7 protein-coding genes are annotated in these 11735 nt (G+C 67.6%); 5 read left to right on the top strand and 2 right to left on the bottom strand.

Translation table 11 applies throughout. The annotated features are described in order from the left end of the window. Positions 1–2: 2 nt before the first annotated feature. Positions 3–1784 carry a M10 family metallopeptidase C-terminal domain-containing protein gene (locus DBV35_RS24280; protein ID WP_157961952.1) on the bottom strand — a complete coding sequence of 594 codons (1782 nt, stop codon included), beginning with the start codon at positions 1782–1784 and terminating at the stop codon, positions 3–5. 309 nt (positions 1785–2093) lie between these two features. On the opposite strand from DBV35_RS24280, the gene DBV35_RS24275 reads away from it, so the two are divergent. Then, positions 2094–2384: a cupin domain-containing protein gene (locus DBV35_RS24275; protein WP_108662983.1), complete on the top strand. Its 291-nt coding sequence runs from the start codon at positions 2094–2096 to the stop codon at positions 2382–2384. 10 nt (positions 2385–2394) lie between these two features. On the opposite strand, the gene DBV35_RS24270 is transcribed toward DBV35_RS24275, so the two are convergent. Continuing rightward, the gene (locus tag DBV35_RS24270; protein WP_108662982.1) at positions 2395–3204 is read right to left on the bottom strand and encodes a glucose 1-dehydrogenase; all 810 of its coding nucleotides are present in this window, start codon (positions 3202–3204) and stop codon (positions 2395–2397) included. Between the two features lie 152 nt (positions 3205–3356). On the opposite strand from DBV35_RS24270, the gene DBV35_RS24265 reads away from it, so the two are divergent. The 4 genes from DBV35_RS24265 (at position 3357) to glgB (ending at position 11735) form a co-directional block, all read left to right on the top strand. Continuing rightward, positions 3357–3848 carry a hypothetical protein gene (locus DBV35_RS24265; RefSeq protein WP_211100044.1) on the top strand — a complete coding sequence of 164 codons (492 nt, stop codon included), beginning with the start codon at positions 3357–3359 and terminating at the stop codon, positions 3846–3848. Positions 3849–4093: 245 nt separating this feature from the next. Further along, positions 4094–6151 carry an alpha-1,4-glucan--maltose-1-phosphate maltosyltransferase gene (locus tag DBV35_RS24260; protein ID WP_211100043.1) on the top strand — a complete coding sequence of 686 codons (2058 nt, stop codon included), beginning with the start codon at positions 4094–4096 and terminating at the stop codon, positions 6149–6151. Then, positions 6151–9537 (top strand): maltose alpha-D-glucosyltransferase, encoded by a 3387-nt coding sequence (gene treS, locus DBV35_RS24255; RefSeq protein WP_108662980.1) that lies wholly within the window; start codon positions 6151–6153, stop codon positions 9535–9537. Before DBV35_RS24260 ends, treS begins: the two co-directional genes overlap by 1 nt. Beyond that, a complete protein-coding gene (glgB, locus tag DBV35_RS24250; RefSeq protein WP_108662979.1) occupies positions 9537–11735 on the top strand; it encodes a 1,4-alpha-glucan branching protein GlgB in 2199 nt (732 codons plus the stop codon). The genes treS and glgB overlap by 1 nt, the downstream gene beginning before the upstream one ends.

Below are 11735 nucleotides of genomic sequence, written 5' to 3'. Positions count from 1 at the left end.
GCTCAGACGAAATCGCCGGCCATCAGGTCCGCGAGCGCGACGCCGACGAGGCGCACGCTCGCCCCGTCGCCGGCGACGAACACGATATCCCCGCCGTCCGCGATGACGCTCGCGTAGGCGGCGACGGGGTCGGCGACGTCGAGCACGTCCTCGCCGGGGGTGAAGTCGCCGATCGTGTCGGCGCCCGTCCGCCCGACGAAGCGGAACACGTCGTCGCCGGGGCCGCCGCGCATCGTGTCGTCGCCGAAGCCGCCGATGATCACGTCGTCGTCGCTGCCGCCGAGGAGGAAGTCGGCCCCGCGCTCGCCGAGGAGGGTGTCGCTGCCGGGCCCGCCGTCGATCCGGTCCTCGCCGTTCCCGCCGCGGAGGCGATCGTCCCCGGAATTGCCCATCAGCGTGTCGTTGCCCGGCCCGCCCGCGAGGGTGTCGTCGTCACGCCCGCCCTGCATCGCGTCGTCGCCGTCGCCGCCGACGAGTGAATCGGGCGAGTCGCCGCCGGAGAGCCTGTCTGCGCCCGGCCCGCCCGCGAGCGTGTCTTCTCCGCCGCCACCGTCGAGAGTGTCCGCGTCTTCGCCGCCGTCGATCGAGTCGCTCCCACCGTCGCCCGAGAGGCTGTCGCCGCCGGGCCCGCCCGCGAGCGTGTCGTCCCCGCTGCCGCCGTCGAGCGTGTCCGCGTCCTCGCCGCCGTCCATCGAGTCGCTTCCCCCGCCGCCGGAGAGGGTGTCCGCGCCCGGCCCGCCTGCGAGTGTGTCGGGGCCCTCGGCCGCGTGGATCGCGTCGTTCCCGTCGCGCCCGTCGAGGGTGTTGGCGAGGCGGTTTCCGGTGATTGTGTCGCCGGCCGAGCCGCCGCGCGCGTCCTCGATGCCGGAGCGCCAGCTTTCCTCGTGGAGAAGGGCGTTGTGGACCGCGCCGTTCGCGAGGATCGCCGTCGCGCCGGTGCCGAGCGCCTCGGTGCGGTTCAGCTGCGCCTCCTGGCCGGTCGTCGACCAGCGGCCGGGGCGCAAGTCGATGGTGACCGGGGTGATGTAGCGGCTGAAATCGTAGGTGTCGTGGCCGCCCCCGTCCCAGATCGTGCGCTGCATCACCCGCGTCGCCGGGTTGAAGACGTAGCGGTCGTCGCCCCGGTCGCTGTAGTTCGCGCCGTAGAGGTGCTGGAGGGCGGCGATGTCGTAGACCATGTAGGTCTCGGCATAGCCGCTTGGGTCGATGCCGAGCCCGGCGGCGGGGTCCGCGTCCGGGTAGGCGCGGTTGCTCATGACGGAGAATTCGGACCCGTCGATGTCGCTCGGGAGGCGGCCGAAGGGGCCGGCCTCGTCCGGGTGCTTCAGGCCGAGCGCATGGGCGATCTCGTGGAGGACGGCGCGGAAGGCGTAGGTCCCGGTGGTGGCCGTGGCGGCGATGTCGCTGCCGAACCAGGCGTCGCCACCGGATTCGTCGGCCGCCGGATTGAAGGCGTACGCGCCGAGCCGCACCGTCTCAACCGCCCGGCCATCCCAGAGGGAGAGGGTGTCGGCCTGGACGAACCGCAGCGTCGCGTCGTCCGCCGCCCGCGCGCCGACGCGGGTGATGTCGATCCGCGTGAAGGTGGCGATCATGTCGATCGCGGCCGTCACGGCATCGGTGAGGACGGGGGAGGGCTTCAGCACGGGGTTCGGCGCGTACCCCTCGCCGGTGGGGGGCGCGGTCATGACCGCCCAGTCGAGCGGCCCCTTCCAGGCGGTGCCGCACAGGAGGGCGTTGACCACGAGCAGCTTCGACGCGTCGACGGCACGAGCACGAGCCAATTCGACCTCCCGTCATGAGAGCGGTTGCAATGTCGGCCATCGGGACGCGTCGGTTCGGGCGGCGACGTTCATCGTCGTCGCGCGGCTTCGCTGCCCGTAAATCTGTCGAGCGTGCGTCCTATGGCGCAGGACGATCTTGCGCGGCCAAGCTTGCGCCGGGATGGAACGTCCGCCGGCGCCGGTTCACCTTCCGTCACCTTGCGAATAGGCGATGCCTTGCTTTCGGGGCGTGGCGCGACTCGGCATCGTCTTGCGCGGGACGGCGTCCGGCGCACTATGGGCGGACGATCGAGTGTTGAGGAGACGACGATGATCCGTTCGAGCGCGACATCCACCGTGCAGGTCGACGAGGCGCATGTGCGCGTGACGGAGTGGCGCTTCGCGCCGGGCGCCGCGACGGGCTTCCATCGGCACGAGTACGACTATGTCGTCGTGCCGACGGTCGGGGGCGTCCTCACCATGGTGGACGCGGCCGGGGCCTCGAAGCAGTCGACGCTGACGCTCGGCCAGAGCTATTCGCGGCCGGCCGGCGTCGAGCACGACGTCATCAACGAGACGCAGAGCGAGATCGTCTTCGTCGAGATCGAGATGAAGCGATAGGGCGGGTCGGTCAGCCGTTGTCGCGGAATTCCGGATAGAGCTCCATGCCGCCGTCGACAACCAGGGTGTGGCCGTTGACGTAGTCGGACGCGTCCGAGGCGAGCCAGGCGACGGCGGCGGCGACGTCGCGCGGCTGGCCGATCCGCTCATAGGGGATCAGCTTGTTGAGCTCGGCCGCCTTCACGGGGTCGGACCATACGTCCTTGTTGATCGCGGTGGCGATGGCGCCGGGGGAGACGGCGTTGACGCGGATCCGCTCGGAGGCGAGCTCCTGCGCGGCCGTCTTCACCAGCATCGAGACGCCGCCCTTCGAGGCGGCGTAATTCACGTGGCCCGCCCAGGGGATCACGTCGTGCACGCTGCTCATCGAGACGATCTTGCCGAGCGCGCGGGAGACGCGCATCCCCTGCTTGCGGAACTGTCGCACGGCCGCCTGCATCACCAGGAACTGGCCGGTGAGGTTGACGGCGATCACCCGGTCCCAGTCCGCCTTGGTGAGGTCGGTGAAGGCGGCATCTTTCTGGATGCCGGCATTGGCGACGGCGATGTCGACCGAGCCGAAGGCGTCGACCGCGGCGGCGAAGATCGTGGCGACATCCTCCTCCTTCGAGGTGTCGCCCGCGACCGCGATCGCCTTCACACCGTGGCGCACGCACTCGGCGACCGTCTCCTCGGCGCCCTCGGGGCTGCCGTAGAAGTTCACCGCCACGTTGGCGCCGTGCTCGGCGAGCGCGATGGCGCAGGCCTGGCCGATGCCCGAGCTCCCGCCCGTGACCACGGCGGACTGTCCCGTCAGCGTACGATCGACTTTGTCGGTCATCCAGCATCTCCCCTCGTTCGCGGCGGATCGCGAAAACATCACCTTGCCTGAACGATAATGTTACCGAGACGTGTTGGTTTCTGAAATGCCGGCCCATCGTCCCGCTCGCGCGGCGGCCCCACGTGACGAGATGCCGCTTGATGGAGGATGAGATGGCATTGTCTATGACCCCCGCACGCTTTCCCGTCGTGAACCTGTCCGGCGCCGTCGCGATGCTGGCCGGCGGGCTCCTCGCGACGATCGTGTTCGACCTCTTCGGCCAGTGGCTGACGCCGACGCTCGGTTATGCGCGCCTCGCTCCCGTGCCGCTCGCGACACAGTCGCTCGAAGCGCTCCTCGGCCCGTTCGACAATGCCTCCCTCGCCGGCACCGTCGTCCACTGGGTGACGGGCATCCTCTTCTATCCGATCGGCTACGCCTTCATCGCGCTGCCGGTCGCGCGTACGCTGATTCCGCCAATTCACTGGTTCGTTGTCGCCGTCGTCTATGGCGTCGTCCTGTGGGTGTTCGCGCTCTACGTGATGGCGCACCTCGTCGCCGGAAATCCGCCCTTCCTGGGCTTCACCGGGATCACTTATGTCGCGCTGATCGGGCACGTGATCTACGCGGTGGTTCTCGGCGCGGTGCTTGCAAGGCGGGGGTGAGGCGAGGCGCGCCGGGGCATGGAAAGGGTTGCCGTCGGCGCGCGCTCTTATAAGTCCTTTGAGGAGGTCGTGCGTCAGCGGAGCGTGAGACGTTGGTCGATGGGGATCATCGCGGCATAATGTTGCGCCTGCGCGATTTGATCGGCACCGCGCGTACGCGTGTCACGATCAGATCGCATCCAACCGTGCCGCGCACCGTGACGGCGCACGAGACCGACCGCCAGAGAACCCGAGCCGAGAGCGTCATGATCGAAGAAAACCTTGCGACTTCAGACGCGACTGTCGACCACACCCTCGCCACCCCCCGCCCGTCCCCTGCCGAAGGCGCGGTGATGATGGAGCTCGCCAGCAACCGCGTCGCGATCGAGGGGGTGGATCCTGAGATCGACGGCGGCCGCTTTCCCGCCAAGACCATCGTGGACCGGCCCTTCGTGGTCTCGGTCGATGTCTTCGGTGACGGCCACGACAAGGTGGCCTGCGCCATCCTGTGGCGCGTGAAGGGCGTCGACAATTGGGAGGAGTCGCCACTCAGCTTCGTCATCAACGACCGCTGGACGGGCCACTTCACTCCGCTCGACAATCTCCCGCACGAGTACACGATCATCGCTTGGCGCGACACGTTCGAGAGCTGGCGCGGCGAGGTCGCGAAGAAGCACAATGCCGGCGTGCCGATCACGCTGGAGTTGGAGGAGGGGGCGCGCCTCGTCGCGGCCTCCGTCGGCTGCGGGCGCGGCACGCAGGCCGACCAGGCCAAACTCGCCAAGCTCGCCGAGGCGATGAAGGACGCCCACGACGGCGACCGCTTCGCCACGCTGATGACGGACGACACCGCCGCCCTGATGCGGCGGGCCGGCCACCGGGCGAACCTCTCCTATTATGAGCGGGTCCTGCCGCTCACCGTCGACCGGCGGGCGGCCGCCTTCTCGGCCTGGTACGAGGTGATGCCGCGCTCCCAGTCCGGCGACGTCCACCGCCACGGCACGTTCGACGACGTGATCGCGCGCCTTCCCTATGTGGAGGGGCTCGGCTTCGACGTCCTCTATTTCACGCCGATCCACCCGATCGGGAAGACGAACCGGAAGGGGCGCAACAACTCCCTCGTCGCCGAGGCCGGCGATCCGGGCAGTCCCTACGCGATCGGGGGGGAGGAGGGCGGTCACGACGCGCTCCACCCCGAACTCGGCGATTTCGACGATTTCAAGCGCCTCGTCGCCGCCGCCAAGGAGCATGGGCTGGAGATCGCGCTCGACTACGCGATCCAGTGCTCGCCCGACCATCCCTGGATCAAGGCGCACCACGACTGGTTCGACTGGCGCCCCGACGGGTCGATCAAGTTCGCAGAGAACCCGCCCAAGAAGTACGAAGACATCGTCAATGTCCGCTTCTATGATGGCGACGAGCCGATCCCGGACCTGTGGCGCGCGCAGCGGGATGTCGTGCTCTTCTGGGTCGACCATGGCGTCAAGATCTTCCGGGTGGACAACCCGCACACCAAGGCCTTCCCGTTCTGGGAATGGATGATCGCGGAAGTGCAGGCGGATCATCCCGACGTGATTTTCCTCGCCGAAGCCTTCACCCGGCCGAAAGTGATGCATCGGCTCGCGAAGATCGGCTTCACGCAATCCTATTCGTATTTCACCTGGCGCAACACGAAGCACGAGCTCATGGAATACATGACCGAGCTGACCACGACCGAGAAGCGCCACACGATGCGGGTGAATTTCTTCGTCAACACGCCGGACATCAACCCGTATTTCCTGCAGACGTCGGGCCGGGCGGGCTTCCAGTCGCGCCTCGTTCTCGCGGCGACCCTCGCGGGCAATTACGGCGTCTATAACGGGTTCGAGCTTTGCGAGGGGTCGGCGATCCCCGGCAAGGAAGAATACCTCAACTCCGAGAAGTACGAGCTGCGCGCCTGGGACTGGGACCGGCCGGGCCACATCCGCGAGGATGTCGCGCTGGTGAATCGCCTGCGCCGCACGCAGCCCGCGCTCCAGGAGTTCGCCAATCTCAAGTTCTACAACATGTGGAACGACAACATTCTCTACTACGGCAAGCGGACCGAGGACCTCTCCTCCTTCCTGCTCTTCGCCGTCAGTCTCGATCCCCACCACGGCCAGGGCGCGCACTTCGAGGTGCCGCTCTGGGAGTTCGGCCTCTCGGACGACGCATCGATCGAGGTCGAGGACATGGCCGCGGACTACACCTTCACCTGGCACGGCAAGGCACAGCACGTGTATATCGACCCGCACCAAAGACCCTACTTCATCTGGCGGATCATCTCTCCGCTGGGGCAACGCTGATGGACGCCGTCGCCCCCGTGACGGACACCGCCGAGACCGCGACGAGCGGCCCGGACGGTGCCATCGATCGCTCCGTGACCGATTGGTACAAGGACGCGATCATCTACCAGCTCCATGTGAAGGCGTTCATGGACGCCGACAACAACGGCATGGGCGACTTCGCGGGCCTCATCCAGAAGCTCGACTATGTCCAGGCGCTGGGCGTCACCGCCATCTGGCTCCTGCCCTTCTACCCCTCGCCGCTGCGCGATGACGGGTACGACATCGCCGACTACACGACGGTCAATCCGCAATATGGCGACGTCGAGATCTTCGCCCGCTTCGTGAAGGAGGCGCACGCGCGGGGGCTGAGGGTGATCACCGAGCTCGTGATCAACCACACATCGGACCAGCACCCCTGGTTCCAGGCCGCGCGCGCCGCGCCGAAGGATTCGCCGGAGCGCGACTTCTATGTCTGGTCCGACACGGACGAGAAGTACGAGCTGACGCGCATCATCTTCCTCGACACCGAGAAGTCCAACTGGACGTGGGATCCAGTCGCCGAGCAGTATTTCTGGCACCGCTTCTACTCGCACCAGCCCGACCTCAACTTCGACAACCCGAAGGTTCTCGACGAGGTCGTCACGGTGATGAACCAGTGGCTCGATATGGGCGTCGACGGGCTGCGGCTCGATGCGATCCCCTATCTCGTCGAGCGGGACGGCACCAACAACGAGAATCTGCCCGAGACGCACGACGTCCTGAAGAAGATCCGCGCCGCGCTCGACACGCGCTACACGGACCGGATGCTGCTCGCCGAGGCGAACCAGTGGCCGGAAGACACGCGCCCCTATTTCGGCGAGGGCGACGAGTGCCACATGGGCTTCCACTTCCCCCTGATGCCGCGCATGTACATGGCGCTCGCGCAGGAGGACCGGCATCCGATCACCGACATCATCCGCCAGACGCCGGAGATCCCCGACCAGTGCCAGTGGGCGATCTTCCTGCGCAATCATGACGAGCTGACGCTCGAAATGGTGACGGAGGAGGAGCGCGACTATCTCTGGCGCACCTACGCCGCCGACAGCCGCGCGCGCATCAATCTCGGCATCCGCCGCCGCCTTGCCCCGCTCATGCAGAACGACCGGCGCAAGATCGAATTGATGAACGCCTTCCTCCTGTCGATGCCCGGAACGCCCGTGCTCTATTACGGCGACGAGATCGGCATGGGCGACAACTACTATCTCGGCGACCGCGACGGTGTGCGCACGCCGATGCAGTGGTCGGCCGACCGCAATGGCGGCTTCAGCCGGGCCAACCCGCAGCAGCTCTTCCTGCCGCCGATCATGGACCCGATCTACGGCTTCCAGGCGATCAACGTGGAGGCGCAGGACAGCGACGCCTCCTCGCTCCTCAACTGGATGCGGCGCATCATCCTGGTGCGCAAGCAGCACCCGGCCTTCGGGCGCGGGACGATGCAGTTCATCTATCCGCGCAACCGCAAGATCATCGCCTATATCCGCGAGCACGAGGGGGAGGCGATCCTGTGCGTCGCGAACCTGTCGCGTTCGGCGCAGGCGGTGGAGCTGGATCTCTCGGCGCACCGCACCCGCGTGCCGATCGAGCTGACCGGCCGCACGCCCTTCCCGCCGATCGGCGAGCTGCCCTACATGCTGACGCTGCCGGCCTACGGCTTCTTCTGGTTCGTCCTTGCGGGCCCGGAGGAGGCGCCGCTCTGGCATGAGCCGGCGCCGGAGCCGCTCCCCGATTTCGTGACGCTGACGACGCGCAATGGCCGCATCGACGGGGCGCTCGGCGGGCGCGAGCGCGTGCAGCTCGAAGACAACACGCTGCCGCAATTCCTGCCGTTGCAGCGCTGGTTCGCGGCGAAGGACGAGCGGATCCGCAAGGTCTCGCTGGAGCCGCTCGCGATGCTCGACGATGCGGGCCTTTATGCGCTCGCGACGCTCGAAGTGACGCTCCCCTCCGGCACCCAGCGCTATCTGGCGCCCCTCTCGGTGCGCTGGGGCGAGGAGAATCTGCGGCCGGGCGCCCAGAAGCTCTCCTACACGCTCGCCAAGGTCCGCTCCGGCCCCCGCGTCGGCGCGCTGACCGACGGCACCTATGACGAGGCGCTCGCGGCACAGCTCGTGCGCCTCATGCAGGAGGGGGCGACGCGCGGCTTCGGCCCGCACACGGTCGCCTTCAAGGCGTCCCCGGCGCTCGTCGAGATCGGCGAGCTCGCCCCGCCGCGCCCGCTCGGCGTCGAGCAGTCGAACGTCTCCATCGTGTTCGGCGAGCAGATCATCCTGAAGATCTATCGCCGCCTGCGCGAAGGGGAGCAGCCGGACGTGGAGATCGCGCGCCACCTCACCGATGTCGCGCACTATGCCCACACGCCGGCCCTCGTCGGCACGATCGAGCTGAAGGAAGACGGGACGGATGATACCGTCCTCGCCGCCGCCTTCTCATTCGTCCCGAACCAGGGCGATGCGTGGCAGGCGGTGCTCGACGCGCTGGAGCGGTATCTCGAACGGGCCGACCTCATCGAGACGGACACCGGCGTCGAGGCGGAAGCGCCGTCGACGCTGAGCTTCCCGCTCGATATCGGCGGGCTCGCGGGCGTGCGCACGGCGGAGCTTCACCTCGCGCTCGCCGCCGACAAGGCGAGCGAGGCCTTCCGGCCCGAGCCGATCACCGCCGAGGATCTGTCGACCTGGGCGGACGACGCGACGGCGGAGGCGAACGCGCTCCTCTCCCGTCTCGAGGCCCGGATCGGCGAGCTGCCGGAGGATGTCGCGGCCGACGCCCGCCGCCTCATCGACCAGCGGGAGACGCTCGCGGCCCGCTTCGCCTCGGTCCGTTCGGCCGCGCCATCCGGCCACAAGTCGCGCATCCACGGCGACTATCATCTCGGCCAGGTGCTGGTCGCGCAGGACGATCTCATCGTCATCGACTTCGAGGGCGAGCCGACCCGTCCGCTCGAGGAGCGGCGCGCGAAGTCCTCGCCGCTGCGCGATGTCGCCGGGATGCTGCGCTCGTTCGACTATGCGGCGGCGATGGCGCTCGCCCGCTGGCGCGACACGCACGAGGTCAACGCCGAGGAGGCGCGGGCCAAGGCACTCGCCTGGCGGGACGACACGCGGCGCGATTTCCTCGCCGCCTATCTCGCGACGACCGGCGATGCCGCGCCCGCGCCGGCCTTGACCGGCGCGCTTCTTGACCTCTTTACCCTCCAGAAGGCGATTTACGAGATCGGGTATGAGCTCGCGAACCGGCCGACCTGGGTTCGCATCCCTCTCGCAGGCGTCATGGACGTCCTGGCCGATGAGCGCGGCGTCTCCGCCTGGGCGGATGCCGTCATCGAGGCACCCGCCAACAATGGACCGGACACGGGAGAGAGCTGATGAGTGATACGCGTCTGCGCGACCGACTCGCCGCGGGTGAAGCCGAGGCGATCGTCACCGGCCGTCATTCCGACCCCTTCGCCGTGCTCGGGATGCACGGCGGCGGGGGCGAGGCGCCGCTGACCGTGCGCGCCTTCGCGCCTCACGCCGAGGCGGTCAGCCTCACCGACGCGAAGGGGAAGGTCGTCGCCGAGATGGAGCGCATCCATCCGGACGGCCTCTTCTCGTCCATCCTGAGCGGAAAGCCGTTCGCCTATCGCTTCAAGATGCGCGCCGGGGACCACACCTGGACGGAAGACGATCCCTACCGTTTCGGGACCATCCTCGGCGAACTGGACATGTACCTCATCGGCGAGGGGCGCCACCGGAAGATCTACGAGAAGCTCGGCGCCCATCCGATGACGATCGACGGGGTGGAGGGCGTCGCCTTCGCCGTCTGGGCGCCGAACGCGCGCCGCGTCTCCGTCGTCGGCGACTTCAACGGCTGGGACGGGCGGCGCCACATCATGCGCCGCCGTCTCGAAGCGGGGATCTGGGAGATCTTCGTCCCCCGGATCGGGCGCGGCCTCTACTACAAGTACGAGATCGTCGGCCCGCACGGGAATTTGCTGCCGCTGAAAATGGACCCGTTCGCCTTCGCGACGGAGCAGCCGCCCGACACCTCGTCCGTCATCCACGGCCTCGTCGAGTATGACTGGAAGGATTCGGCCTGGATGAGCGCGCGGGGCGCGCGCAACGACCGCGCCGCGCCGATCTCCATCTACGAGGTGCATCTCGGCTCCTGGCGCCGCGGCGACGGCAACACGATGCTCGACTATGATGCGCTCGCGAACGAGCTCATCCCCTACGCCAAGGAGATGGGCTTCACCCATATCGAGCTCCTGCCGATCTCCGAGCACCCCTTCTCGGGCTCCTGGGGCTACCAGCCGATCGGCCTCTTCGCGCCGACGAGCCGCTTCGGCTCGCCCGAAGGTTTCGCCCGCTTCGTGGAGCGCGCGCACGAGGCCGAGCTCGGCGTCATCATCGACTGGGTGCCGGCCCATTTCCCGACCGACGCGCACGGCCTCGGCCAGTTCGACGGCACGGCGCTCTACGAGCACGCCGACCCGCGCGAGGGCTTCCATCGGGACTGGAACACGCTGATCTACAATCTCGGCCGGCGCGAGGTCGCGAACTTCCTGGAGGCGAACGGCCTCTTCTGGCTCGACCGCTACCATGTCGACGGGCTGCGCGTGGATGCCGTCGCCTCGATGCTCTACCGGGACTATTCGCGCGAGCACAATGAGTGGGTGCCGAACATCTATGGCGGCCGCGAAAATCTCGAATCCATCGACTTCCTGCGCTCGCTGAACGAGCGCGTCGCCGAGGACGGGGAGGGCGCGATGATGGCGGCCGAGGAGTCGACGGCGTTCCCGTCGGTCTCACGCCCGGTCGAATCGGGCGGTCTCGGCTTTAATTTCAAGTGGAATATGGGATGGATGCACGACACGCTCGAATACATCCAGCGTGATTCGGTGTACCGTCGTTATCATCAAGACAATATTACGTTCGGTCTGCACTACGCGTTCTCGGAGAATTTCATCCTGCCGTTGAGTCACGACGAAGTCGTGCACGGCAAGGGTTCGATGCTCGGCAAGATGCCGGGCGACCGGTGGCAGAAGTTTGCCAACCTGAGGGCTTACTATGCCTTTATGTGGACGCATCCCGGCAAGAAGCTCCTCTTCATGGGCGGGGAGTTCGCGCAGGGCCGTGAATGGAACCACGACCAGAGCCTCGACTGGCACCTCCTCGCCGACCCCTTCCACCAGGGCATCCAGTCGCTCGTGCGCGATCTCAACGGCATCTATAGCGGCACCGCGGCGCTGCACGAGCGCGACTGCGAGGCGGACGGGTTCGAGTGGATCGACGCCTCGGATGCGGAAGGCTCCGTCTTCGTCTATGCGCGCTACGCGGCGGACCGCTCACCGGCGGTCGTCGTGGTGAACTTCACGCCCATCGTCCGTGCGGGCTATCGCATCGGCCTGCCCACCGGCGGGCGCTGGCGCGAGGCGCTCAACACGGACGCGAGCGCCTATGGCGGCAGCAATGTCGGCAATTCCGGCCATGTCGTCGCCGAGAATGTCGCCTATCACGGCCGTTCCCATTCAGCGGAGATCACCTTGCCACCGCTCGGTGCGCTCATCTTCCTGCCGGCATAA

This window comes from Acuticoccus kandeliae (genome assembly GCF_003073115.1).
This window is presented reverse-complemented; position numbering and strand designations above follow the sequence as displayed.